This is a genomic window from Pseudomonas sp. OE 28.3 (assembly GCF_014268205.2).
In the GTDB taxonomy this organism is placed as follows: Bacteria; Pseudomonadota; Gammaproteobacteria; order Pseudomonadales; family Pseudomonadaceae; genus Aquipseudomonas; species Aquipseudomonas edaphica.
In genome coordinates this window covers 3902086-3928321 of record NZ_CP077082.1, presented here as the reverse complement: position 1 = coordinate 3928321, position 26236 = coordinate 3902086, and the positions used below count along the sequence as shown (strand labels likewise).

The following is a 26236-nucleotide window of genomic DNA, read 5'->3' as shown; positions in this document are numbered from 1 at the left end:
AGTGATGCGTTCCCGACTGAAGCTGCCTGCTACCCGTGCCGACAAGGTGCCTGCCACCTCAGGTCAAGTGTTGCTGCTCAAACCCCTGGCCCAGGTCATTGCGCTGCTGGTGTTTGCCGGTGGTGCCCACGCGGCGCAGCCTCAGGCGTTCAGTTCGGGCTGGTTTTCGGCCAAGGGCGCAGCGCAAACGGCCGGCAGCGCACGACCGGGTGTGGTGATGCCGGGAACGCCGCCGCCGTTGTCCCAGCAACAGCGCGGCAACGAGCAGTTGCAGCGCTCCTTGCAGAACCTCAATACCAGCGTCGCCGCGATTGCCGCGCAACAGGCCGTGCAGGCCGCTGCCAGAAGCAGCGCGGGCGCGGCGCCGCAGAGCATCCACAACGGCCTGGGTGGTAATGGCTTGAATGTGGTGATTGGCGCAGATGGCAAGCCGCTGTTCGTCAACGCCGAAGGGCCGGTGCAGACCGATGCCAACGGCAAGACGCTGGTGTCGATCAAGCAGACGGCCGACAAGGCGATCCTCAATTGGCAAACCTTCAACGTGGGCCGCGACACCACCGTGCAGTTCCAGCAGAACAGCGATTGGGCGGTGCTCAACAAGATCAATAACAGCACCGCGCCTAGCCAGATCCAGGGGGCGATCAAGGCCGACGGCACGGTGATGATCGTCAACGGCAACGGCGTGGTATTCAGCGGCAGCAGCCAGGTCAATGTGCGCAACCTGGTGGCGGCAGCCACCGGGTTCAGCGATGAGCAATTCACCGCCAGGGGCCTGTACAGCGCCAGCAACAGCGCGCCGAGTTTTGCCCAGGCCGCCGGCAATGTGACGGTCGAGCGCGGCGCGCAGATCCAGACCCAGGTGCCCGCGACATCGACGGCGGGTGGCGGTTATGTGCTGTTGCTGGGCAAAGAGGTGGCAAACGCCGGGAGCATTTCCACCGCGCGCGGCCAGACTGTGCTGGCGGCGGGCGACAGCTTTGTGATCAAGAAGGGCTACAGCACCGACGGCAATGTCACCTCCACTACACGCGGCAACGAAGTCAGCGTCACGGGCACTGGCAAGGCCAGCAACACTGGGTTGATCCAGGCCTCTACGGGGGACATCACGTTGACCGGCCAGCAGGTGCTGCAAAACGGCGTGGTGCTTTCAAGCTCCTCGGTGGAAGCACGTGGCACCGTGCATTTGAAGGGCTCCGGCAGCAACGCCAGCGTAAGCCTGGGCGAGGGCAGCCTCAGCGCCATTGTGCTCGACAGCAGCAACGCCCTCGACAGCCAGCGCGCCGGGTTGATTACCCCGGCGGCTGACCAGGCCGGTAACGTCGTGCCGGCTGACGTGTACCGGCGCGACCAATCCCTGGTGGAAATCACCAGTGACGGCACGGTGGACTTTCGCAGCGGCTCCCTGACGCTGGCAACGGGTGGTCAGGTCGGCGTGAAGGCGGCGCAGCGCAGCTTGCTGCGTGACGGCGCAGTGATCGACGTGTCCGGCGCCATCAGCGTCAAGTTGGCGATGGAGTCCAACAGCGTCAAGGTCAATATCCAGGGTAACGAGCAGCGCGATGCGGCGGTCAACCGTGACGGCAAAACGCTGAACAACAACGATGTGTGGGTGGATGTCCGCGACCTGATTTTTGTCCCGGCCGGCACCAATGGCTATGCCACCGACCGCTGGTACACCGCGGGCGGCCTGCTGGAAGTGGGCGGCTATCTGGGCACGCGCAACCACGGCATTGGCGAATGGATGGCCCAGGGTGGCACCGTGACGTTCAGCGGCAAGGACGTGGTGACCCGGCAGGGTTCGCAGATCAACCTGTCGGGCGGCACCCTTGATGTGCAGGCCGGCAAGATCCAGCAAACCTGGCTCAAAGGCCCTGATGGACGCTTGTACGAGCTGTCCAGTGCGCCGGGGGATTTGCTTTATACCGGGATCTACAAGGGTTACGAAGACCACAGCCAGCGCTGGGGCGTGACCGACTATTACTACAACCCGCTGATCGCCCCGCGCGAGCACAGCGAAGCCGGCTATACCGTCGGGCGCGATGCCGGGCGCCTGGTCGTCAGTACTGCCGGCGCCGTGCTGGAAGGGCAAATTGTCGGCGACACCTACCAGGGTGAGCGCCAGACCCAGGCTGCGCAAAAAGGCATGGACGGTTACCTGCAATCGCAAAAAGCCGTGGCCCGTGGCGCCGCCCTGGTGGTGGGCAGCTACGTGCCGTACTACGTCAAGGACAGTGCCCAGTTGCAGTATGCCTTGGGCGCGGACGCCAACACGGCGAAGAACGTGGTGCTGGGGCCAAGGGCCGCTGCCGTCGCGGCCGGGTTGGACTTGAACAGCGCACTGCCGGCTGATCGAGTGTCGACGTTGTATCTGGACAGTGAGGCGTTGAGCGCGACGAAACTGGGATCGATCAAGGTCGCCAGCACCGGCTCGATTCTGGTCAATGGCGCACTGGAGGTGGAGCCCGCCGGTGACATCACCTTGTTTGGTCCCAAGATCGAGGTCAATGCCAACCTCACCGCGCATTCCGGCAGCCTGCAGCTGGGCAACGTGCAGGCGCAGATTACGCCGACCGGCAAGAACGACGTGACCCTTGGTGGTCGCGGCAGCTTGGTTGTCAATGCTGGCGTGTCGCTGGATACCAGCGGTCTGTGGAGCAACCAGTTGCTCAGTGTGAGCGACAGCAGCCGGTTGCCTTACCTCAACGGCGGCAACGTGGCCTTGCGCAGCAGTGGCGATGTGAGCCTGGCAGCCGGCAGCCGGGTGGACGTGTCTTCCGGCGCGGCCCTGGATGCGAGGAACCAGTTGATCGGTGGCAAGGGCGGCGACGTGACGCTCGCGGCCAACGCCAACAGCGCAGACAGTCGCGGCAACCTGGCCCTTAACGGCGAGTTGCTCGGCTATGGCGTCAGTGGCGGCGGGCGCTTGAGTGTGCAGGCCGGCAAAGTGCTGATCAGTGATCAGCCCGGCGCGCCCCAAGCGGGCACGCTGCAACTCGACAGCGGGTTCTTCAACAAAGGCTTTGGTGCCTACGACATCACCGGCAACGAAGGTTTGTTAGTGGCCGACGGTACTCAGGTCAACGTGACTGCGCCGGTGTACCGCCTCAATGACACCGCGCAAAACCTGGTGAGCGGCGCCGACCCGCGCAGCGCACTGCAAATCTGGACCCCGCCGCAATACCGCGAAACCCCCACCAAAGGCCAGTTGACGCCACGCAAAGGCGCCAGCCTGAGCCTGCAAGCCGGCACACCATTGTCCACTGCCGCGCAAATGGCAGTGGTGCAGGCGCGCATTGGCCAGGGTGCGGTGATCAACGTGGATCCGGGCCAGTCCATCGGCGTGCGCAGCATTGGCCAGTTGACCATGGACGGCACCTTGAATGCCTGGGGCGGCAACATCACCCTGGGTGGCGTCAACGTACAGCCCACGGTGGCCGATGGCGTTGAGGCCAAAGGTCACGACCGTTCGATCTGGGTCGGCGAACACGCCGTGCTGGACGTGGCCGCACGCGCAGCCACGGCTGTCGACAGCCTGGGGCGGCGCTACGGCGTGGTGGGCCAGGGCGGCACTATCGTGATTGGCGGGCTGATCGACCCGGCCACCGGAATCGCCAGCGCGGTCAACCTGTTTGTGGTGGTGCGCGAAGGCGCACGCCTGGACGCCTCTGGTAGCCAGGCGCTACTGGACATGTCCGGTGCCGGCCCCACAGTGGTCGCCAGCCGTGGCGGCAACATCTCCCTGGCTTCCAACAATGGCCTTTATCTGGACGGCACGCTTAGCGCCAACAGCGGCGGCGCCGGTGCGGCGGGTGGCAGCCTGAACGTGGCCCTGGAAGCGCCGTTGTACCTCGATACCGCCGTTGCCCGTGTGCGCCAGGCGCGTGAATTGATCGTCAGTGCCGCCGATTCAGGCGCGCCTTTACCGATCGGCAGTACGCCCGAAGCGGTGGCGGGCGGCTTGACCTACGGGCATGGACGGCTGACGGCCAACCAGGTCAGCGCCGGCGGTTTCGACAACCTGTCGCTGCTGAGCAACGGCCTGATCAGCTTTGACGGTGATGTGTCCTTGCGTCTGGGGCAGAGCCTGAGCCTGTATTCAGGGGCCATGGCTTTGACCGATAGCGCCGCGAAGCCGTCTCAGGTGTTTTTGACCGCACCCTATGTGCGCCTTGCCGGGGTGGGCAACAACAACAGCGCCACCGACAGCCTGGTGCGCCCGACGGTCCAGGGCGGCGTTTCCACTCAAGGTACGGCTGGCCTGTTGAGCGTCGAAGCGTCGAACGTGCTGGATGTGCGTGATAGCGTCAATTTCGGCGCCCATGCCGAGCGCTCCAAAGCGTTGGCCAACGGTATTGACCGGCGTGCCTTTGACCAGGCTCATTTGGTCAGCCAGGGGGATATGCGCTTTCTGGCCCGAAGCGCCGACAAAACCCAAACCGCCCTGACCACCCAAGCCGACCTGAACCTGATCGCCGCGCAGATTTACCCGGCGACCGGGGCCGTTGCCGAGGTGACGGCAGGTAACACCGGCGGTGAATTTGACCCGGCGCGTACGTTGCGCATTGGCCGGGTGCGCAGTACGGACCCGGCGCTGCCTTACTCAGTGTTCGGCAGCCTATCGCTGAACGCCTCGACCATCGAGCAAGGCGGTGTGCTTCGCGCGCCTATGGGCAGTCTCAGCTTGGGTGTGGACGGTGGTATTACGCGCGCTACCAAAGTGATCAATCTGTTGCCGGGCAGCCTGACCTCTGTCAGCGCAGGTGGCCTGGTGCTGCCTTATGGTGGAACAGTCGACGGCGTGACGTGGCGCTACGACGGCAAGCAGGTAGAGTTGTTGGGCGTTGGCGGCACCCGCAGTACAGGTAATGCGGCGGTGGGTGTGCAACTGGCGGGCGGCTCGCTGAATGTGCAACGGGACGCAGTGCTGGACCTTTCCGGTGGCGGCCAATTGCTTGGCGCGGCATTCGTTTCCGGGCGCGGCGGTTCCACGGATGCGCGCTACAACCCCTTGGTGCAAATCGGAGCGGACGGACGCTTTTCCTTACCGGGCCTGGCCACCAACCCCATCTATGCGATTGTCCCCGGCAGCCAGCCCTGGGTAGCGCCGAGCGGCGGCGAAGCGGGCGCGACCCAGCCTCTGGTCGGCCAGCAAATCAATATCGGTGCGGGTGTGCCTGGCCTGCCACAGGGGACCTACACCTTGCTGCCGTCCACTTACGCCCTGTTGCCAGGGGCGTTTCGTTTGGAGATCAACGGCTTGGCCGCGCCGTTCGCCAGCGGCGCGATGCACAGCGCCGCGGCCATGAATAACGGTTCCTGGTCAACCGAAGGCTTGCTGTCGGTTGCCGGTACTCACATTCGTGACAGTTTATCGAGCCAGTTGATTGTCACTCCGGCTGAGGTATTGCGCCGTTATTCCCAGTACAACGAAACCGCTTACGCAGACTTTATTCGCGCGGATGCGGCACGCCTGGGTGTGCCACGTGCTGCGCTTGAAGCCGATGCCAAAACCCTGAGATTGCGACTGGTGGGCGGTCAAAAAGACCTGGGGTTCAGCTTTGATGGTGAGGGGCGCTTCAAACCCGCACAGGGCGGTTTTGGCGCCACTGTTGCGGTGCTGTCCAGTGGCGACATAGAAGTGGTTTCTGACACCGCAACGGCCAGTAGCGCTGCATTGATGGCGTCGGTGCGGGCCAGCGACTTGAATGCCTTGGGGGCTGCCCGTTTGGTGGTGGGCGGTGAACTGACGGTGGTGTATGGCCAAGGTGGCAACTTCGTCAGGTCCGACCTGGCAGCCATCACCGCGAGCTCGGTGGTTGTGCGCCAGGACGCGACCCTGGCGGCGCCGGAAGTGTTCCTGGTGTCGGGCAGGTCATCGGGCGCGATTGAAATCGAGCAAGGTGCGTCGATCAATACCTTGGGGCGCGGCAAGGCCGCCTATGACTCCGATGATGGTTTTATCTACCGGCCGGGCACCCGCAGCGTGTTGGCAGTCTCCAATGGACGTTTGCAGATGCTGGCGCCGGTAAACGGTGACGGCCCCAGTGGGCCGGGCAGCATTCTTATCGGCCAATGCAGCCTGAGTGCCTGCAGCGGCGACGCATCACTCTATTCCGAAGGCTCGATAGCCTTTGCCACCACCAACCGGTTTGCCTTGAGTGACAGCGTGCGCTATGGCACCCGCCATCTGGCCCTGGCGGTGGGTGGGATCAACGTCGGCAGTGCCCAAGCGCTGGCCGACGCCGCTGCGCGGGGTGTGCTGCCGTCGGGCCTGACCCTCAACCAGCAGGTGCTGGACCGCCTGCTGCGCGGCGATGCTTCCAGCGGTGCACCGGCCTTGCAAAGCCTGGCGCTGACCGCCGGGCAATCGTTGAATTTTTATGGCAACACCACGCTGAGCACCCTCGACAGTTCGGGTAAGTCGCTGCTCGATGAGCTGCTGCTGACCACGCCTGCGATCTATGGGTACGGCAGCGCCAGTGATGTGGCGCTGATCCAGACCGGCACCCTGGTATGGGGTGGCGCCACCAGCACACCGCCAGCCGTGATCAGCAATGGGGCGGGTACCGGCAGCGGCACTCTGGCGTTGCAGGCCCGGCGCATCGCGTTCGGTTATGGCCGCGATGCCCAGCCCGACAGCCTGGCCAACAATGGCCGCATGACGCTGGGCTTTGCCACGGTCAACCTCAACGCCAGCGAACGTATCACGGCCAACCACAAAGGCAGCCTGACGGTACATCAGGCCCAGGGTGCGTACGAGGCCGGCAAAGGCTTCGCCTACAGTGGCGGCAACCTGAACATCAGCACGCCGCTGTTGACCGGCGAAGCCGGCTCGGTCAATCGCATCACTGTCGGTGGCGCGTTGACTGTGCGGGCCCCGGCCAGCGGCACAGCGCCGGTAGAGGCGGCGGCCATCGACGCCTTGGGCGCCGAGCTGCTGCTGTCCGGTCGCAGCGTGGCGCTGGATACCTCGGTGGTGCTGCCGAGCGGCAAGCTCACCCTCAGCGCCGATGAAGAACTGACCCTTGGCGCGGCTTCACGCCTGGACCTCAGTGGTCGCAAAGTGCAAATCAGCGATGTGAGTAAATACAGCTGGGGCGGTGATGTCAGCCTGGAAAGCCGTCACGGCAACATTCGCCAGGCGACAGGTGCACTGATCGACTTGTCTGCGCAATTCAATCAGGGTGGCTTGCTCAAGGCTGTGGCGGTGGACGCCGGTGCCGGGCAGGTCGACTTGCAAGGGCAGGTTCGCGCCGGCAGCAGCGGTTATTACGATGCCGGTGGCACCCTGGTGCCGTACAAAGCCGGTGGTGTGGATATCCGCGCGCAGCAGGTAGGGGACTTTGCCGCCTTGAACCAGCGCTTGAACCAGGGCCAGGTCGTAGGCTCGCGCAGCTTCCAGCTCAAGCAGGGCAACCTGGTGATTGGCGATGAACTCAAGGCCAATCAAGTCAATGTCTCGGTGGATAACGGCAGCCTGACGGTGCTGGGCACCATCGATGCCAGTGGCGAGCGGGTCGGCAGTATTCGCCTGGCCGGCAAGCAGGGCGTGACCCTTGCCGGCAGCGCGCTGCTGGATGCGCACGGCAGCGTATTGCGGGTCGACAGCTACGGCAAGATCATCGATGCGCCGAACCGAGCGATGGTGGAACTCAACAGTGGCGACGGTCAATTGACCTTGGCCGATGGCGCGCGTATCGACCTGCGCCACGGCACCGCTGCGGCCCCGGGCAGTGGTCCGGGACACTCTGACGGCGTGGCCCGGGGCACGCTGGAATTGAACGCACCGCGGCTCAATGCCAATGACGTGGCCATCGACGCCAGCGGGCAGGTCAACATCCAGGGCGCCCGCTCCATTGCAGTCAACGCGGTGGCCCGTTACAGCGATGCGCCGGTGGGCACAGAACCGTCGGCCAGTGGCCGACCGTATCAGGTGATTGACCAGAACTACCTCACGCAAAAGCACGCGCTTGCCGAGGCTTTCATAAACAACGCCCTTAACAACGCCGGGCTGATGCAGGGCAAGCTCGCGGGCTTGAATAACAGCCGTTATACCGAGGCGTTCCACTTGCGCCCAGGTGTGGAGATCGTCACCCAGGGCGACCTGGTGGTGAGCGGCGACCTGGACCTTTCCGGCTACCGTTACGCCAGCGTCAACCCCAACACGCCGAAGACTTCGGTGTACGGCTCGGGCGAGGTGGGCAGCCTGGTGGTGCGTGCCGGTGGCAACCTGGATGTCTACGGCAGCATCAACGATGGCTTTGCGCCGCCACCGAAGACGCCCGACGATAATGGCTGGGTGCTGACGCCGGGGCTGCAAGGGTTCGGTGCCGATGTGATTGTGCCCGGCCCTGGCGTGGTACTCGCCAACGGCAGCGCATTCCCCACGGGCAAGACCCTCAATTACCCGTTACCGATCCAGGCCACTGCATTGGCCCAAGGCACTGTGCTGCCGACCCGAGGCACACTCGACGCGCCACTGACCCTGCCGGCCAACACGGTGTTGAGCGCGGCGGTGCGCGACAGTGGCGGCAACCTGTTGTACGCCGCGGGTACCTTATTGCAGCAGCCTGTGGTGCTGGCGGCCGGAACACAACTGGAGGCGGGCACGGTCTTGGCCGGCGCGGCTTCGCTGCGCGCCATGACCTGGCCGGCGGGCGTGCCACTGCCCAGCCGTGGGGGCGTGACGGGCAGTGCAACGGACGGTGTGTTGCTGGCCGGTGACATGGCCCTCAAGGTCGGGGCGCTGATTCCGTATGGTACAGACGTCAAGTTGCCCAATGGTGCGGTGTCGGTACCGTTGCGCACCGTGACCGGCGCCACGGCGCGCCAGAACTGGGCCGTGGCACCGATGCTGGCCGAGGGCTCGCAGTCGTGGTCATTGCGCCTGGTGTCCGGTGCCGATACCCAGGCGGCTGATACCCGTGCGATCCAGCCAGCCTACGCCGGCGACCTGACCCTGGCCGACACGCACTACGGAATCTATGAGACCCACGACAAAATCATCATCCCGGCGCAACCGGCGCGGCCGGGTGGGGCATGGTACTGGAGTGATTTGGCCGCCGAGCTGTTCGGTTACGAGGCAGGGACTCCAGTGTCGCAGTCCGAGTCGGGATTGTGTGATGAACCCGACATGTGTATTCGCGTCAAGTACGTATGGAGCGACCTCGGGGAACTCTTCGGCTTTGTACCGGGCCAGCCAGTATCGCCTCAGGACGAAGGCACCTGCGACCCTGACTTGTGCGTTTCCCTGGGCGAACCGATTCCAGCAATACCTGAGCAGGTCACCATCGGGCCGGTGAAACGGGTCTCACCCGTGAGCCAGCACTTTAGCGTGCTGCGCACCGGCACCGGGGATCTGGACTTGATAGCCGCGGGCAATGTGGCGATGAAGTCGCCCTATGGTATTTATACCGCCGGCGCCTCCAGTGCTTCTCGTGCAGGCAGTGCCGCCGCTGAGTTTGATCGCGCTCGCGCCACCTCAGCGGATGGAACGGTGCTGGGCAGCGCGGCCAAGGCGTATGAAACGCTTGTCGATAAAAGCAGCCCCTATGCCGCTTGGTATCCCGATGGGGGCGGCAATGTGTTGTTGCGCACGGGTGGTAGCCTGACAGGCGATGTTTGGACGCCGCTCACCGACGCGATCATGCCCAATGACGGTCGCACTCAACTCAACAGTGCGAACCTGGGCAATTGGTTGTGGCGCCAAGGTACCGGAAACACTGCGGGTGTGACCCCGACACCTGCCAGTTGGTGGATCAATTTTGGTACTTACGTTAAAAGCGACAGTGGTGCCAACATCGAACTCGAAGACCGCGCACAGATAAACCTGCTTCCACGCCTGGTGGGGTTCACAGGTGTAGGCACCCTGGGCGGCGGCAACCTGACCCTGGACTTGGGCAGCGATGCCGGCATGCTCGTTCGTCGCGGCGATCCCGGTGCAGTCAGAGCACCGCGCAGCGAAGGGTTGGTGCTGGCTGTTGGCAGCACTGGCCGGGTGGTCGACGGGCAATTGCTGCTCACCGGTGGCGGTGATCTGGATGTGCGCATGGGCGGTGATTTGAACCCCGGGCTGGATGCCCGCGCGAGCCGTGATAAATCCGCTACGTTGTCAGCCGATTATAAAGCGCAGGTGCTCAGCCTCAACGGCGTACTGACCAACCTGCGTGGTGCATTGAACCTGCAAGCAGGCAGCCTGGGGGGCATTGCCTTGAACTACGGTGAAGTGCCCGGATCTCAGGATGCCAAGGACAGCCGTGCTTACTCACCGTACACCGCCAGCCTGGGCACGGCCACGGGCGGTATCACGTTGATGTTGGGGGACGCCACGGCCAACCTGTCGACCCGAGGTGACTTGGTGCTGGCGGGGACAGGCGATCCAGGACGTGTTTCTACCGAAAATACCCAGGCATTCAGTTACAACGGCACAGACTATGGCAATGGGACCACCTGGTTCTCGCTGTGGACCGATCGCACGGCCATTGACCTTTTTTCCGCAGGTGGCAGTTTGACGCCTAGCGTGCAGAGCATGTCGCTTGCCAGGTCAGGCATCCTTGCGCCTTTGCAAGGGCAGAACTACTCAAGCTCCGATGGGCGTTTTATCTTCCCTTCCAAACTGGGCGTGGTGGCAGCCAATGGCAGCATCTATCTCGGTGCGTCCGCGTTGGGCGTTGGCCCGCTGCCCAATAATCCCGTTTACTCGTTATTGCTGGCGCCATCGAGCCAGGGGCGGCTGGCGATGTTGGCCGGCGATTCCATCTACGCCAGTGGCTATGCAGTCAACCAGTCGGGTGACAGCCTGAGTTCCATAGCGACGCCTTTGGCGCCAGCCTTTGTTGGCAGGAACGGGTTCAATCGCGTCATCGACAACCTGGGCGGTGACGCGATACAGGCTGATCTTTCCTTGTTTGCCTTGCGCAGCCCAACCGATCTTGCGCGCCCGCCAGCCCAGACACAGCCGGCCAGGTTTTATGCCAATCAAGGCGATATCGTCGGCTTGCGCAGTGGTGAAATCATCACGTTCAGCAGCGGTCGGCAAGGGCAGGTCCGCTATGAATCCGCAGGTCCGGTGTGGATGCGAGCGGGGCGCGATATTGTCGGCTCAGGCACGTATCTGGGCACATCCACGGTGTTTCCGGCGTTGCTTGCTGACAACGGCGACTACATAGGCGAAAGCCGCGGCAACCTGTTCGTGCATAACCGTCCCGAGGATGTCTCGGTGGTGTCTGCCGGGCGCGACATTACCTACAGCAGCTTCAACGTCGCCGGCCCCGGCACCCTGGAAGTCAGTGCCGGGCGTAATCTATTGATGGAAGACAAAGCCTCCATCACCAGCCTGGGCCCGGTGGCGGTGGGGGATTCCCGGCCAGGTGCGTCTATCGTGCTGGAAGCCGGGGTAGGGCCTAATGGCCTGGATTACCTGAAGTTCGTCACGCCTTACCTGGACCGCGCCAACCAAGCGGTCGAAGGTGTGCCTCTGGCCGGGCAGACGGGCAAGGTGGTGAAAACCTACGAGACCGAACTGCTGCAATGGCTCAAGGAACGCTATGCCTTCAGTGGCGATGCCGACCAGGCGCGGGCGTACTTCGCCGGCCTGGGGCCTGAGCAGCAACGCATTTTTGCGCGCTCGGTGTATTTCGCTGAAGTGCGCGCGGGCGGTCGTGAATTCAACCTGAGCGCAGGCCCGCGTTCCGGCAGCTTTTTGCGCAGCCGCGCGGCTATCGACGGGTTGTTGCCGAGCAAGGACGTGGCGGGCAACCCGATCGTGTATGACGGCGATATCACCCTGTATGGCGGTGCCGGGGTGCATACCCGGTTTGGCGGCGATATCCAGATGCTCAGCCCTGGCGGGCAGCAGGTGTTCGGGATCGAAGGCACAGCGCCGCCGGCGACTGCGGGGGTGCTGACCCAAGGTGCCGGGGATATTCAGTTGTACGCCCAGGGCAGCATCCTGTTGGGCCAGAGCCGCATCATGACCACCTTTGGCGGCTCGATTCTGGCGTGGTCCGATGCCGGTGATATCAACGCCGGTCGGGGATCGAAAACCACCGTGCTCTATACCCCGCCGAAACGCGTGTATGACAACTGGGGCAATGTGACTTTGTCGCCTAACGTGCCGAGCGCGGGGGCGGGTATTGCGACGTTGGCGCCGATTGCCGAAGTGCCGGCCGGTGATATCGACCTGTTGGCGCCGGCGGGCACCATTGATGCGGGCGAGGCGGGGATTCGTGTTTCGGGCAACGTCAACATTGCGGCGTTGCGCGTGGTGAACGCGGCCAATATCCAGACCCAGGGCAAGTCGTCCGGGGTGCCGGTGACGGCGGCGGTCAACACTGGGGCGATGACCTCGGCGAGTGCGGCGGGGGCGGCGGCGTCCCAGGCGGCGGAGGACGCGGCGCGCAGTCAGCAGGCGGCGGCGAAGCAGGGCAGGGCTTCGATCGTGACGGTGGAGGTGTTGGGTTTTGGCGCTGAGCCGGTGGAGCGTGAACCGCAGCCTGCGGGCCAGCAAAAGACCTCGGGGTATAACCCCGGCAGTCCGGTGCAGGTGTTGGGCGCGGGGCCGTTGAGTGAACAGGCGCGGGCGCGGTTGACTGACGAGGAGCGTAGGCAGATTAGTTTGTAAGGGTTTTTGCGGGACCTCTCGTTGTAGGTTTGGGGCGATCGGTGATTGCCCCTTTTTTTGCGTGTATATCCGTTATTTGGGTGATGGCGACCTATGGTTCCGCTTTTACAGCGGGTCACTTTTGGCAAACGCCCGGAATGCCGGCCCAGCCAAAAGTAACCAATCTGAATACACTGAAGAACTGCTTTTCTGTGGGAGCTGGCTTGCCTGCGATGCAGACACCTCGGTACATCAGGTTCACAGAGTTGATGCCATCGCAGGCAAGCCAGCTCCCACCTTTGATCGAGTGTGGCTCTGCTGTTGCTGTTGCTCTTACATCCTTTTCGCTGACGAAGTCAGCGGTCTTTTGATCTGCGCTTTTGATCTTGATCTGAAATCGCCCCCCAAATCACTGGCGGATTGCGGGCATGCCGAGCCATAGCGAGGCACCGAGTGTTGGGGCGAGGACCTTTTGGTTACTTTTGACTGGGCCGGCATTCCGGTCCTTGCAAAAGTGACCCGCTGTAAGAGCGCAACCAATAGCCGCCGTTACCTGAATAACGGATATACCCCCCTACAATCTCTCAGCAAAAATTGCCCCCGAACCAATCCCAAATGAAGCTTTCATGACAAAAGTTCGGTAGCCCCCACCCACTCCCGTCTTGCCTATGTAACGCGCTGCAGGCGATCAAAAGTCGCCTCCAAAGCCGTCAGCAGGACGCCAGGAGTGGGGCAATGGGAACTATGGAACGTTATTCGAAAGTGGGCATGCAGGAGCTCGATCAGCGCCTGTCGAAGATCGTCGAAGCCGCGCGCAAGAAGCCGGTTTCGGTATACCGCTACGGCGCGCCGTGGGTGTGGATCGTCTCCCAGGACGATTGGCAAGGCGCCTTGAAGGAAGTCTCCAGCTACATTCCGGCGGGCCACTCGCTGGTGTTGTTGCGCCCGCAGATCGACGACGTGCTCGAACAGTACCGCGACTGGCTCCAGCCCGAGCCGGGCATGTTGATCGCGCCGCACACCGTGGTGCACATCCTGTTGCTGCAGCTGCTGTATTCGGTGCCCAGCGAACAGCAACTGCACGAGCAGCTCAATTACAACCTGCTGTTTCGCTGGTTTGTCGGCCTCGACCTGACCCAGAAGGTGTGGAGCCTGCACGCCCTGCAGCGTGACATCGCCAGCCTGCTGAACAACCCGCAGGCGGTGCAATTGATCCAGAAAATCATCGGTGAAGTGTTTTGTGGCGCCTTGCTGCACATGCCGGAGTTCTCACTGAACTTCGCCTTGTTGCACACCTGGCTGGCCCGGCACAGCCATCTTTCGACCACCAGCAATTGAGCAGGCCGAACGCCGTGCAATCGGTGAAGGCGCGCAACTTTTTTAGACAACCAGGGGGCAGTGTGGAGCATCTGTTCAAGTCAACGCTGGCGCTGTGCCTGACGCTGGGGGCCTTGGCCCAACCCGCGCTGGCCGAGGAGGAGGGCGCAGCGCGGCGGGTCGACGTCAACGAATATTTCGTGCGCGGCAATACCGTGCTGGATGCGGCGGCCATCGAGGAAGCGGTGTACCCGTTCCTGGGCCCGCAAAAGACCCTCGGTGATATCGAAGGCGCTCGCGATGCGCTGCAAAAGATCTACCAGGCACGTGGCTATCAGTCGGTGTTTGTGGAGCTGCCGGAGCAGAAGGTCGATGACGGCATCGTCTACCTGCAAGTCAGCGAAACCAAGGTCGGCCGCGTGCGCGTGGTCGGCGCCAAACACTATTCGCCGGTGGAAATCCGTGAAGACGTGCCGGCGCTCAAGGAGGGCGCGGTGCCGGATTTTGCCAGTGTGCAAACCCAGCTCGCCGGGCTTAACCGGGGCGTCGGGCGCCAGGTCACGCCGCTGGTACGCGAAGGCGCGCGGCCAGGCACCATGGACGTGGACCTGCAAGTGGAAGACCAGAACCCCTGGCACGCCAGCATCGGCCTGAACAACGACTACAGCGCCGACACCGAGAAGCTGCGCACGGTGGCGACCCTGGGCTACGACAATCTCTGGCAACTGGGCCACAGCATCTCGCTGACCTACTTCACCGCGCCCCAGGACAGCAGCAATGCCAAGGTCTGGTCGGGTTCCTACAGCGCGCCGCTGGATGAGCGCTGGACCTTGCAGTTCTCCGGCTACCAGTCCGACAGCAACATCGCCACCATCGGCGGCAGCAATGTCTTGGGCAAAGGCCATTCCTACGGTGTGTCGGCGATCTACAACCTGCCGGCCAGTGATAACTGGGCCAATTCGTTCTCCTTCGGCGTGGACTTCAAGGACTTCGACGAGCAGCTCAAATTGGGCAGCAATGCCGACAAGGTGCCGCTCAAATATGCGCCGTTCACCTTCGGCTATAACGGCTATCGCTACAGCGAGCAATCGGCCCTCAGCCTGGGCCTGAACCTGGTGGTCGGCACCCGTGCGTTCTTCGGCTACGGCAGCGATGCCCAGGAATTCGAATACAAGCGCTACAAGGCCAGCCCGAGTTTTGCGGTGCTTAAAGGCGACACGACGTACACCTACACCTTCGCCAGTGATTGGCAATCGGCAACCAAGGGCGGTTTCCAACTGGCCTCCGGGCCGCTGGTGTCCAACGAGCAATATTCCGCCGGTGGCGCCACTTCGGTGCGCGGCTACCTGGCGGCAGAGCGCACGGGGGACGAGGGCCTCCTGTTCTCCCAGGAAATGCGCACGCCCTCATTGGCCAAGTTTCTTGGCAGCTACGTGCAGGAATGGCGCTTCTACGCGTTCGCCGAAGGCGCGCGCCTGCGCCTGCAAAAGCCGTTGGCCGAGCAAGAAGACGAATACAGCCTGGCCAGTGTCGGCCTCGGCACCCGCGCCAGTTTGAGCAAATGGTTATCCGGCAGCCTGGACTGGGGCTACCCGCTGCTCGATGGACCGAACACCCAGAAACAGGACTCGCGACTGCACTTCAGTGTGCAGGCGACTTTCTGACCTTTTCTCCCGGAGACTTCACCATGCAACGCCTATTTCTGAGCCTGTTGATCTGCCTGGGCTTCGCGCTTCCGGCCACCGCCCATGCCTGGTGGCAGGACGATTGGCACTACCGCAAACAGATTACCGTGGACACCACCGCCCAAGGCGCGGCCATCAATCAAGCCCTGGGCCGCACTGCGCTGCTGGTGCGCCTGCACACCGGTAATTTCACCTTTGATGGGGTGAAGGAGGATGGCAGCGATTTGCGCTTTGTCAGCGCCGATGACAAGACCGTGTTCAATCACCAGGTCGAAAGCTTCGACCCGCTGATGGGCATGGCGCTGATCTGGGTCGACGTGCCCAAGGTCGAAGGCGGCCAGCGCCAGGAAATCTGGATGTACTACGGCAATCAAAAAGCCCCGGCCATCGCCAACGGCCAACTCACCTTCGATCCGAACTACACCGGCGTCTACCATTTTGACGGGGCCAACGGCACCCCGGCCCGGGACACCACGGCCTACAGCAACACCGCGCTGAACGCCACCGGCGCCAGCATCGATGGCGTGATCGGCCGCGCCCTGCAGTTTGGCGGCCAGCCGCTGATGCTGCCGGCCAGCCCATCCCTGCAACACGCCGCCGGCAGTGCATTGACCTTCAGTGCCTGGCTGCGCCTGGACCAGGCCAGTGGCGAGCAAATCGTCCTGGCCCGTCGCGATGGCCCCCACAGCCTGTTGCTGGGCTTGAACCAAGGCACGCCGTTTGTGGAAATCGACGGCCAGCGCGCGGTCTCCACCCAACCGTTGAACCCGGGCCAGTGGCAACACCTGGCGTTCACCGCCGAGGGCGAAAAAGTCGCGCTGTACGTCAATGGCCGTGAAACCGCGAACCTGGCCGTGGCCCTGCCGGCCTTCACTACACAGACGGCGATCGGTGCCGATGTGCCGGAGGCGGGCAGTACGCACCTGCCGTTTGCTGGCGCCATGGATGAGTTGCGCCTGTCGAAAGTGTCGCGCCCGGCCGCGTTGCTGCTGGCCGATGCGAGCGCCCAGGGCGCCGAATCCAAGCTGGTGGCGTATGGCGTGGATGAAGAACAGTCGGGCTTCGGTTTCGGCAGCCTGGGCTTTTTGCTCAAGGCCGTGCCGATTGACGCCTGGGTGATCATCCTGGTGCTGGTGGCGATGATGATTCAGTCGTGGTTCATCATGCTGCGCAAGAACCGTCAGGTCGGCCGCGTGAGCAGTGCCAACGAGATCTTCCGTGAGCACTTTGCGCAGATCGGCACCCGCCTGGAAATGTATGCCGATGACGCCCAACTGGCCGAGCGCCTGGGCCACTCTTCGCTCTGGCGCCTGTACCTGGTGGCGGTCAAGGAGATCCGCACCCGCCGTGCCCAGGGCGCAGATACCTCATCGGTTTCGGCGGCCACCATCGAAGCCATCCGCTGCTCCATGGACGGCGTGCGTACCCGCGAAAACCAGGCCCTGAGCTCGAAATTGTCGACCCTTTCCAATGCCATCGCCGGCGGCCCTTACATCGGTCTGCTGGGTACGGTGCTGGGGATCATGGTGGTGTTCCTCGGCACGGCCATGGCCGGTGATGTGAACATCAATGCCATCGCCCCCGGCATGGCGGCCGCCTTGCTGGCCACGGCCATGGGCCTGTTCGTGGCGATCCCGGCGCTGTTTGGCTACAACCGCCTGATCACGCGCAACAAGGAAGTCAGCGCCGATATGCGCGTATTTGTCGATGAGTTCATCACCCGCCTGGCGGAAATGCACGGCGAGAGCCAGTTCAGTGAAGCCGCCCACTCGCGCGGCCACCACGCCTCCGTTCCGGCCTGAGGAGAATCAGCATGGCTTCCGTAAATGCCGCCCACGACGATGACGATGACGCCGCCGTCGACACTATTAACATCACGCCCCTGGTGGACGTGCTGATGGTGGTGCTGGTGATGTTTATCCTCACCGCCACCGCCCAGGTGTCGGGTATCCAGATCCACTTGCCCAAGGCGAGTGCTTCGGTGTCGCTGTCCGAGGCCAAGACCAAGGCCATCTCCGTCAACGACGGCGGCCAGGTGTTTCTCGACGCCTACCCGGTGACGCTGGGCGAGCTGGAGGAGCGCCTGCGCATCGAGAAGGCGCAGAACCCGGACTTCCCGGTGATTGTGCGCGGCGACGCCATGGTGCAGTACCAGAAGGTGATCGAGGTGCTCGACTTGCTGCGCCGGCTGGAGCTGTCCCAGGTCGGGCTGGTCACCGGCAAGCCGAGCCAGGGTTGAACCATGACCGCACAGATGCCGATCCCGCCCATGCCCGTGAAGAACAAGCTGCTGCGCCCGCTGAAGTGGGGCGCTGGCCTGCTGCTGGCCGCCCTGGCGGCCTGGTTCCTGTGGCAGTGGGCCAATGACATGAGTGGCGTGCGCCGCGAAGCGCCGAAGGTGCCGACCATTATCCCGTTGCCGCCACCGCCGCCGCCACCACCGGAAAAACCCAAGGAGCCCGAGCCCAAGGTTGAAGAAAAAATCCCGGAGCCGGTGCCCACGCCTGAGCCCGAAGAGGTCAAGCCGGCGCAAGAAGCCCCGCCTTCGCCCGCCGATGACTTGGCCAATCCGATGCAGATCGATGGCGATGCGCAGTCCGGCAACGACGCGTTCAACATCGGCGCCGGCAAGGGCGGCGGCATGGCCGGTTCCGGTGGCGGCGGCTTGGGCACCGGTACTTACAAGCAGTACCTGGCGGGGCTGTTTCAACGGCTGCTGAGGGATGACCCCGAGTTACGCAAAAAAGCTTATGCGGTGCAGGCCGATTTGTGGCTGAGCGCCGCAGGCGAGGTTGTGCGTGCAGAGCTGGTGAAGTCCAGCGGCGATGCCGAGACCGACGCGCAAGTGCTCGCCGCCTTGCGCGCAACCCATGCCACACAACGCGTTCCAGCAGCCGTGACGATGCCGGTGCGCCTGTCGCTCAAGGGCCGACGCCCGGATTGATCACACCCATTTCTTGCAGGTTTTTACAGGAGTTGCGTATACATGATTTCCCCCGTGAATCGACTGACCCTGGCGGTCGGCATGGTCATCGCGACCCTGGTTGGCCAGGCGACGGCTGCCCCGGTTGCACCGTCGGAAAACGTCACGATCAACCTGATCCGCCTGCTGGTGCAGCAAGGTGTGCTGACCCAGGACGCCGCCAACGGGCTGATCGCCCAGGCCGAACAACAAGCCCTGCAGGCCCGGCAAGCCGCTGCTGCGCCGGTGGTTGCCAGCGGCCCGACGGCGGCGCCTGGTGATGTGCGCGTGCAGTACGTGCCGCAAGCGGTGCGTGACCAGATCCGTGACCAGGTCAAGGCCGAAGTCATGGCCACCGCCAAGCAGGAAAACTGGGCGCAGCCCAATACTTTCCCGGACTGGGTGTCGCGTGTCAGCTTCGACGGCGATATTCGCCTGCGTGACGAGTCGCGCTACTTCTCGGGCAACAACAGCAACGAAATCGTCGACTACGCCAAGCTCAATGAAAGCGGCCCGTATGACGTCAACAAAGACACCAACACCAAGTTGCCGCCCTTACTTAACGCCAATAAAGACCGCGAAAACCTGTTTCGCCTGCGCGCTCGCCTGGGCATGAAAGCGCTGATTACGCCGGAGTGGACCGCCGGTATCCGCATCGGCACCGGCTCGGACAATAACCCGGTGTCCACCACCCAGACCCTGGGCGGCGGCTTCGGTAAAAAGGACATCTGGCTCGACCAGGGTTACCTGAGCTGGAAAGCCACCCCGGACGTGACCCTCACCGCCGGGCGTTTCGCCAACCCGTTCTATTCCACCGACATTTTGTACTCGCCGGACCTGAACTTCGATGGTATTGCGGCCAACTTCAACCATGCGCTGAACAGCGAGTGGGGCGTATTCGGCACCCTCGGCGTATTCCCCGTGGAGTACACCTCCGACGCGTCCAGCAGCAACGGTTTCGACAAGGAAGACAGCGACACCAAATGGCTGTTCGGCGGCCAGGTTGGCGCCAACTGGAAGATCAACCGCAGCAACAGCCTCAAGGGTGCGATGGCGTACTACCACTTCGACGATATCGAAGGCCAACGCTCCAGCCCGTGCAGGCCGTGGGCCGGCCAACCCGCCTGCGACAGCGACGGCTCGCGCCTGGCCTTTATGCAAAAGGGCAACAGCGTGTTCCTGCTGCGCGATATCACCCCCAACCCGGCCACACCTGGGTTGACCCCGCAGCCGCAGTTTGTGGGCCTGGCCTCCAAGTTCGACGTGCTCGACCTGAACCTGGCCTGGGACGCCGAGCTGCCCAGCGACTTCAAGTTGCGCACCCAAGGCAACTACATCCACAACCTGGCCTACGACAAGGGCGAGATGCTCAAGCGCAGCGAAGGCCAGATCGTCAACAACATCAACAGCAAGGGCCAGTTTGAAAGCGGCGGCAATGCGGCGATGGTGCAGTTCACCCTCGGCAACGCGTTCGAGATGCGCAAGCGCGGCGACTGGAACCTGTTGGCCGGCTACAAATACATCCAGCCCGACGCCTTGCCGGATGGTTTCAATGATTCCTCGTTTCACCTGGGCGGCACCAACGCCAAGGGCTATTTCGTGGGCGGCAACTACGGCATCGACAAGAACATCTACGCCAGCGCCCGTTGGTTGAGCGCCTCCGAAGTGTATGGCGCGCCGTTTGAAGTGGATGTGATGCAACTGGAACTCAACACGCGCTTTTGATGCGCAGGGAGATGCCACATGAACACGCGAATCTTAGGCGGGCTGTTGCTGGTGCTGGTGGCCACGGGCGCTTCGGCCGAAGGCATGGAGGAGCGCCTGCGCACTCAACTGCGTAGCACCACCCAACAGTTGCAGGCGTTGCAAAGCGAGCAGGCCCAGGCCAGTGCCGCGCGTATCGCCGCCGAAGCACAGGCCAAGCAGGCCCAGGCGCAGATCAAGCAATTGACGGCCGAGCTGGAAAAGGCCCGGGGTGCGGCCGAGCAATTGGCCGGCCAGCAACAGAGCCTGCACAGCCAGGCGCAAGCCCAGGTGACGGCGAGCAATGAACAGATCGGCAAGTTCAAGAAGGCCTATGACGAGCTCTTGGTTTTGGCCAAGGGCAAGGAAACCGAACGTGCCCGCCTGCAGGCGCAACTGAGCGAACGTGACACACAAGTGCAGCAATGTTCAGCCAAGAATCAACAGATGTACGGCGTGGCCCGGCAACTGCTGGCGGCTTACGAAAAAATCGACGTGGCCGAGGTGATGAGCATCCGCCAGCCGTTCGCCAGCAGCGCGCGGGTCAAGTTCGAGGAACTGGCCCAGGGTTTTGGAGATGAGCTATACCTTAATCGGTTTGATGCTCCGCACACCGCCCTTAATCAATGATCAACAAGGAAGAGACACTATGAGCGATGTTCAACTGATCTCCAGCGTCACCCCGCAAAGCCTCACCGAGTTGCTGCAGGAAGCCGGCTACCGGGTCAACCAGACCGAACAGAACGGCATCGTGCAACTGCTCAGCGCCAGCCAGGGCATCGGTTTTGCCGTGCGTTTTGGTAACGCGGCGGCCGAGCAGGGCAGCTACGTGGACTTCACCTACAGCTGCGCGCTGCGAGTACAAGGTGAACTGCCCAAGGGGCTGGCCGAGGTGTGGAACGCCTCGCGGCGCTTTGCCCGCCTGTCGTTGCAGGGTGAATTTTTGCTGATGGAAATGGACGTGGTGGTGGCCGGCGTGGGCGCCGCGCACCTGCGCAGCCAACTGGAATTGTGGGACCGACTGCTGCAGGAATTTATCGTGTACCTGCGCGATTACAGCCAGCAAGCCGCGCAATTGCAGGCCCAGGCTAGCGCTGCGCCAGTGGATGAAGAGGCGCCTGTCCTGTGAAAAAACCAACCCTGCTGGTCGGCGCCGGTGCGCTGACATTGCTGGTCGTGGCGATAGGGTTGAGTCTGCGACCGGGTGCTGACCCGGTCGCCGCTCAGCAGCCGGCGCCGGGCGTGAACACCGAAGGCGCAGGCCCGGCGGTGGCGCGCCTGGGTAACCAGCAGATCGACCTGCCTGAACTGCAACGCGTATTGGCCGGCTTGCCGGCTGAAACCCGCGAACAACTGCGCGGCAACCGTGGCGCACTGGAAGCCTGGATTCGTTCACGCCTGGCGCAAAAAGCCGTGCTCGAACAGGCGGATGCCCAGGGCTGGCGTCAGCGCCCGGAGGTGGAGCAGCAGACCCGCGCCGCCACTGAGCAGATAGTGTTCCGTGACTACATGCTGTCGGTCAGCCAAGTGCCGGCCGACTACCCCAGCGCAGCTGAATTGCAGCAGGCCTACGACAGCGGCAAGGCCCAATGGATGACGCCGCCGTTGTACCGGGTCAGCCAGATTTTCCTCGCCGTCAATGACCCGCAAAACCTCGACAGCGTGCGCCGCCAGGCCCAGGAACTGAGCCGCAAGGCCCAGGCTGCACCGGCTGAATTTGCCGCCCTGGCCACGCAATACTCCCAGGACCCTGGCACCGCTCAACAAGGCGGTGACTCCGGGTTGCAACCGTTGCAGCAACTGGTGCCGGAAGTACGTGGCGTGGTTTCGCGCCTCAAAGTCGGCGCGGTGTCGGATGCGCTGCAAAGCGCGGCCGGTTTTCATGTGCTCAAACTGACCGGCCAGCAACCGGCACGCACCGCCAGCCTTGATGAGCTGCGCGAACGCCTCACCCAAGCCTTGCGCGCCCAACGCCAGGAACAGATCGCCAAGGCCTACCTGGAAGGCATGCTCAATACCGCGACCTTGAGCATTGACGGTGCCGAGCTGAACAAGGTGCTGGAATAACACCGGCCTGGCTTGGCACTGGATGTATCGACCGACACGACAGGGAGTCTCCCATGGCATATTTAGAACCGTCCGGCCCTCAGGGGGCTGCAGCCTATCGCGCGCCAAACGAGCCGCGCAGCGCCTGGCTGGCCCTGGCAGAGGAGATCGAGCCGGAGGTGGTGCGCTACTTTTTGGTCAGCGCGCGGTGTGGCTGTTTTATGCAAGCCGCGCGCAGTTTGAATATCAAGGCCACGCTGTTGCGCAAGCGCCTGGCGCAGTTGGAAGAGCAACTGCGCCGTTCACTGTTCAGCTATCAAGGCAATGGCTTGGCGCTGAGCCGCGACGGCTTGCAACTGCAAGCGCAACTGGTGAGCCTGGCTCGCGAGCGGCGCCTGCCGGTGATGGTGCAACAGCCGCTGATACGCCTGGCCGTTGCTGAGCCGATCCTGCATGACATCCTCGGCCGCGACCTGATCGCGTTGTTGCGCCGCAATGCCAGTGTGCGTCTGGAGATCATCTCCATCGACAGCCAATTGTCGTTGCAGGCGGTGGATGTGGACGTGGTGTTATGGCTGTCGGATGCCGACGGGCCGGTACCTGGGCCGAGTTTTGCCACCGAGCCGCCGCGGCGCCTGGCGCTTTTGCAGTATTTGCCGCATATCGCCAAGCGCTATTCGCGGTTGACCACGCGCCCGGACAGTGTGGAAGACCTGGATGACTACATGCTGGTGCAGTGGCAGCCGGATGTGCAGGTCGAGGCCTTGCAACCCTGGAACAGCGTGGTCGAACAGCGCTTGGCGGCGGTGGTGAAAGTGCAGGCCTATTCGCTGATGCTGGAGATGATTCGTTGCGGCGCGTGCATTGGCCTGCTGCCGCACTACATGGGCAGCTTCGACCGTGGGTTGGTGGCGTTGCCCGGGTTGATGGGCGAGACCATGCAGCGTCAGGTGTGGCTGGCGGTGAATGCCCAGGCGCATGATGCTGAAGCGGTACGGATGGTGGTGGAGCTGATTGTGGGGACGTTTGAAGGGCGGCGGGAGTGGTTTGATTGATGGGCTGCTGAGTACCGAGAGGCATCCTGTTTCATGTGTGTTGTAATATATCGAGACAACCTCGCCAGTCTCCGCGGACTGCGCCATGAAACAGAGTGAAGAGTGATGCAGGCCACCCGGTTGACCTTGATTTGCCATGCCGTCACGCCGCTGCAAAAGCGCGGGCGTTTTCCCGATGACGAGTCTGTCGCGATGGATTGGCAAGGAGCGGCGTTATCCCTGGCCGGGCGTTTCAAGAAAACCATGCGGTTAGTCAGCGCGCCCGAGGCCAGAAGCCTTCAGACGGCGGGCCTGTTCGGTGCCGACGCGCAGATCGAAAATGCTTTGCGTGATGTTGATTTCGGCGCCTGGAAAGGCCAGGCCATCGATCAATTGGCCCCCGACGCCTTGGCGGCCTGGATGACCGACAGCGCCGCCGCACCCCATGGCGGTGAATCGGTAGAGCAGCTCTGCACGCGGGTTGGGCACTGGATCAAATCCCTCGAAAGCCACCCCGGCCATGTCGTGGCCGTCACCCACCCCTTCGTGATCCGTGCCGCCTTGCTGTACGTCATGCAATTTCCTCTCTCGAAGTTCTACTTGATCGACGTCGAGCCGCTGTCCGCCACCGAGCTGCGCTTCAACACTGTATGGCGCCTGCGCCTGGAAACTCACGCCGAGTGCCATGAACATGGCAAAATCCACGCCCCGCAATGAGAGCACCCCATGAAACGCATCCTGATCATCGGCATTGGCGCCGGCAACCCTGACTACATCACGATGCAGGCCGTAAAGGCGCTGAACCGCACCGACGTGTTTTTTTTGATGGACAAGGGCCAGAGCAAAGACAAGTTGATCGACCTGCGCCGTGAGATCTGCGAAACCTACATCACCGAGCCCGGTTACCGTTTCGTCGAGGCCGACTGCCCCGAGCGCGTGCGCGGTGATATCGACTACACCACCGCCGTGCAGGACCTGAACCGCGACAAGCAGCTGACCTTCGAGCGCATGATCAACGAGCAAATGGCCGACGGTGAAGTGGGCGCTTTCCTGGCGTGGGGCGACCCTGCGCTGTACGACAGCACCATCCGCATCCTGCAGGCGATTCTGGCCAGCGGCCGTTGTGAGTTTGAGTTCGAAGTGATCCCCGGCATCACCAGCGTGCAGGCCCTGGCGGCTCAGCATAAGGTGGCGCTCAACCGTATCGGCCGCTCGATCGAGATCACCACCGGGCGCCGGCTGGCGGCGGGGCAGGCAAGTGATGCCGATACCTTGGTGGTGATGCTTGATGCCGAGGACTCCTACCGCACTGTGGCCGACCAGGATATGGATATTTACTGGGGAGCCTACCTGGGCACGCCGGATGAAATACTGATCAGCGGCAAAGTCAGTGAAGTGGCCGACGAAATCCAACGGGTGCGCAAGGCTGCGCGCCTGGAGAATGGCTGGATCATGGACACGTATCTGTTGCGCAAACCCTGAGGTTGATGCCCATGTTCAAACTGTTCGCCCTGGCGCTGGCGTTAGTCGCCGGTGCCGCCCACGCCGATGATGCCTTGCACACGGACTTGCCGTTGGCCTACCTGGAGCAGACGCAGAGTGATGCGCGCAACCAACCCCTGGTGATCTTCCTGCACGGGTTTGGCAGCAACGAAGAAGACTTGTTTGGCATCAAGGACGCGTTGCCGTCCACCTGGACCTATTTGTCGGCCCGCGCGCCGATGCCGGTGGACCCCAGTGGTTATCGCTGGTTTGCCAAGAAGCCCGGGGAGGGTGATTACGACGGCGAGACGGCGGATTTGCAGCGCAGCGCCCAGCTGATTGAAAACTTTGTCAGCAAGGCCACGGCCAAGTACCACACTCAAAGCGATCGGGTGTTCCTGGTGGGGTTCAGCCAGGGCGCGATCATGGCGTATGAGGTGGGCTTGCGAAAGCCTGCCATGGTGCGCGGGATTGCGGCGCTGAGTGGCAGCGTGTTGCCGGTGCTCAAGGCTGAGCTCAAGCCTGATGAGTCATTGAATAAGCTGGCGATTTTTATCGGCCATGGCACCTTGGACCAGGCGCTGCCGTATGCGTCGGCCACCCGCGCCAATGAGGTGTTGCTGGGGCTGGGGCTGAAGCCTGAGTTTCATGGGTATATGGGCATGCCGCATACCGTGAGCGCGGCTGAAATACAGGACCTCAAAGCCTGGCTGGAAAATAGTTTGAAGTAAAAACGCGGTTAAACAATGTGGGAGCAGGCAAGCCAGCTCCCACAGTTGATGTGTGTTGTTTGTTAAACCAGGTTACTTGCCGCCGGTAATCTGCTTCACCAGCTCAGCATGCCCCTTCACGTCATCCGCCCGCGAAATCGCCTGGATCACCAGCAGATGGTTGCCCGAACCGCCGAGGAACGTGGAGTTCAGGGTCTTGCCACCGCCTTGGGTCGCCGTACTGTCCACCTGGCGCAGGCCCAGGCCTTTGAAGGTCAGCTTCTTCTCGTTTTGCTTCTTGAAGTCGGGCAGGGCAGCGCTCTGGTCCTTGACGAAGTCCGCCACGGCACCATCGAGAAACTGCGGGTCATTGTCCTTGATGGTTGCCCCATCGTTGCGCACGGTTTCGGCGACGATCACGACACTTTTCGTGGTCGAGTTCGCGTACAGCGTGCCTTGGGTGTCGGCGGTGCCATCCTCGACCTTGCCAGTCGGCAACGTGTCAGCGACGAAAGCCTTGGGCAGGTTGAAGGTGAACTTGCCGCCCAAGGTCGAGATGGTCTGGGTGGCAGGGGACTTGCTGGCGGCGAACACGCTACCGGCGGTAAGCGCAAGGGCCAGCAGGACGGCGGTCTTGGTGAAAGTGGCCATGAAAC

At 62.9% G+C, this 26236-nt stretch carries 15 protein-coding genes; 14 read left to right on the top strand and 1 reads right to left on the bottom strand.

All coding sequences use genetic code 11. From position 1 onward, the window contains the following. The first annotated feature begins 4 nt into the window (after window positions 1-4). The 14 genes from HU759_RS17385 to HU759_RS17320 all read left to right on the top strand — a co-directional run bounded on the left by HU759_RS17385 (window position 5) and on the right by HU759_RS17320 (window position 25601). Window positions 5-12622: a filamentous haemagglutinin family protein gene (locus HU759_RS17385; protein WP_186617707.1), complete on the top strand. Its 12618-nt coding sequence runs from the start codon at window positions 5-7 to the stop codon at window positions 12620-12622. A 723-nt stretch (window positions 12623-13345) separates the two neighbouring features. Next, window positions 13346-13939, top strand: coding sequence for a transposase (locus HU759_RS17380; RefSeq protein ID WP_017139647.1), 594 nt, complete (start codon window positions 13346-13348; stop codon window positions 13937-13939). 62 nt (window positions 13940-14001) lie between these two features. Next, a complete protein-coding gene (locus HU759_RS17375; protein WP_017139646.1) occupies window positions 14002-15582 on the top strand; it encodes a ShlB/FhaC/HecB family hemolysin secretion/activation protein in 1581 nt (526 codons plus the stop codon). Window positions 15583-15605: 23 nt separating this feature from the next. Next, window positions 15606-17405 (top strand): MotA/TolQ/ExbB proton channel family protein, encoded by a 1800-nt coding sequence (locus tag HU759_RS17370; protein WP_186617708.1) that lies wholly within the window; start codon window positions 15606-15608, stop codon window positions 17403-17405. Between the two features lie 11 nt (window positions 17406-17416). After that, window positions 17417-17842: a biopolymer transporter ExbD gene (locus HU759_RS17365; protein WP_017139644.1), complete on the top strand. Its 426-nt coding sequence runs from the start codon at window positions 17417-17419 to the stop codon at window positions 17840-17842. Window positions 17843-17845: 3 nt separating this feature from the next. Further along, window positions 17846-18547: an energy transducer TonB gene (locus HU759_RS17360; protein WP_176991099.1), complete on the top strand. Its 702-nt coding sequence runs from the start codon at window positions 17846-17848 to the stop codon at window positions 18545-18547. Window positions 18548-18589: 42 nt separating this feature from the next. Continuing rightward, entirely contained in the window at window positions 18590-20290 is a 1701-nt protein-coding gene (locus HU759_RS17355; protein WP_186617709.1) for a putative porin, read from the top strand. Window positions 20291-20308: 18 nt separating this feature from the next. After that, complete coding sequence (locus HU759_RS17350) at window positions 20309-20938, top strand: hypothetical protein (protein ID WP_017139641.1); 630 nt, start codon at window positions 20309-20311, stop codon at window positions 20936-20938. A gap of 19 nt (window positions 20939-20957) precedes the next feature. Then, entirely contained in the window at window positions 20958-21437 is a 480-nt protein-coding gene (locus HU759_RS17345; RefSeq protein ID WP_170039719.1) for a YbjN domain-containing protein, read from the top strand. Then, window positions 21434-22375, top strand: coding sequence for a peptidylprolyl isomerase (locus HU759_RS17340; RefSeq protein WP_186617711.1), 942 nt, complete (start codon window positions 21434-21436; stop codon window positions 22373-22375). Before HU759_RS17345 ends, HU759_RS17340 begins: the two co-directional genes overlap by 4 nt. A gap of 53 nt (window positions 22376-22428) precedes the next feature. Next, on the top strand, window positions 22429-23409 hold the full coding sequence (locus HU759_RS17335; RefSeq protein ID WP_017139638.1) for a LysR family transcriptional regulator: 981 nt from the start codon (window positions 22429-22431) through the stop codon (window positions 23407-23409). A 105-nt stretch (window positions 23410-23514) separates the two neighbouring features. Further along, window positions 23515-24105, top strand: a complete 591-nt coding sequence (locus tag HU759_RS17330) for a histidine phosphatase family protein (protein ID WP_186617754.1) — start codon at window positions 23515-23517, stop codon at window positions 24103-24105. A gap of 9 nt (window positions 24106-24114) precedes the next feature. Beyond that, window positions 24115-24870 carry a precorrin-6A synthase (deacetylating) gene (cobF, locus tag HU759_RS17325; protein ID WP_017139636.1) on the top strand — a complete coding sequence of 252 codons (756 nt, stop codon included), beginning with the start codon at window positions 24115-24117 and terminating at the stop codon, window positions 24868-24870. Window positions 24871-24881: 11 nt separating this feature from the next. Continuing rightward, a complete protein-coding gene (locus HU759_RS17320) occupies window positions 24882-25601 on the top strand; it encodes an alpha/beta fold hydrolase (protein WP_017139635.1) in 720 nt (239 codons plus the stop codon). Between the two features lie 72 nt (window positions 25602-25673). Here HU759_RS17320 and HU759_RS17315 read toward each other — a convergent pair whose 3' ends face one another. Further along, window positions 25674-26231 carry a hypothetical protein gene (locus tag HU759_RS17315; protein ID WP_017139634.1) on the bottom strand — a complete coding sequence of 186 codons (558 nt, stop codon included), beginning with the start codon at window positions 26229-26231 and terminating at the stop codon, window positions 25674-25676. Window positions 26232-26236: the final 5 nt, after the last annotated feature.

What these genes read in the sequence shown, in the direction of transcription:
- HU759_RS17365 (WP_017139644.1), top strand. Translation starts at nt 17,417, where the DNA reads ATGGCTTCCGTAAATGCCGCCCACGACGATGACGATGACGCCGCCGTC.
- HU759_RS17360 (WP_176991099.1), top strand. Translation starts at nt 17,846, where the DNA reads ATGACCGCACAGATGCCGATCCCGCCCATGCCCGTGAAGAACAAGCTG.
- HU759_RS17330 (WP_186617754.1), top strand. Translation starts at nt 23,515, where the DNA reads ATGCAGGCCACCCGGTTGACCTTGATTTGCCATGCCGTCACGCCGCTG.
- cobF (WP_017139636.1), top strand. Translation starts at nt 24,115, where the DNA reads ATGAAACGCATCCTGATCATCGGCATTGGCGCCGGCAACCCTGACTAC.
- HU759_RS17345 (WP_170039719.1), top strand. Translation starts at nt 20,958, where the DNA reads ATGAGCGATGTTCAACTGATCTCCAGCGTCACCCCGCAAAGCCTCACC.
- HU759_RS17315 (WP_017139634.1), bottom strand. Translation starts at nt 26,231, where the DNA reads ATGGCCACTTTCACCAAGACCGCCGTCCTGCTGGCCCTTGCGCTTACC.
- HU759_RS17370 (WP_186617708.1), top strand. Translation starts at nt 15,606, where the DNA reads ATGCAACGCCTATTTCTGAGCCTGTTGATCTGCCTGGGCTTCGCGCTT.
- HU759_RS17355 (WP_186617709.1), top strand. Translation starts at nt 18,590, where the DNA reads ATGATTTCCCCCGTGAATCGACTGACCCTGGCGGTCGGCATGGTCATC.
- HU759_RS17335 (WP_017139638.1), top strand. Translation starts at nt 22,429, where the DNA reads ATGGCATATTTAGAACCGTCCGGCCCTCAGGGGGCTGCAGCCTATCGC.
- HU759_RS17350 (WP_017139641.1), top strand. Translation starts at nt 20,309, where the DNA reads ATGAACACGCGAATCTTAGGCGGGCTGTTGCTGGTGCTGGTGGCCACG.
- HU759_RS17320 (WP_017139635.1), top strand. Translation starts at nt 24,882, where the DNA reads ATGTTCAAACTGTTCGCCCTGGCGCTGGCGTTAGTCGCCGGTGCCGCC.
- HU759_RS17385 (WP_186617707.1), top strand. Translation starts at nt 5, where the DNA reads ATGCGTTCCCGACTGAAGCTGCCTGCTACCCGTGCCGACAAGGTGCCT.
- HU759_RS17380 (WP_017139647.1), top strand. Translation starts at nt 13,346, where the DNA reads ATGGAACGTTATTCGAAAGTGGGCATGCAGGAGCTCGATCAGCGCCTG.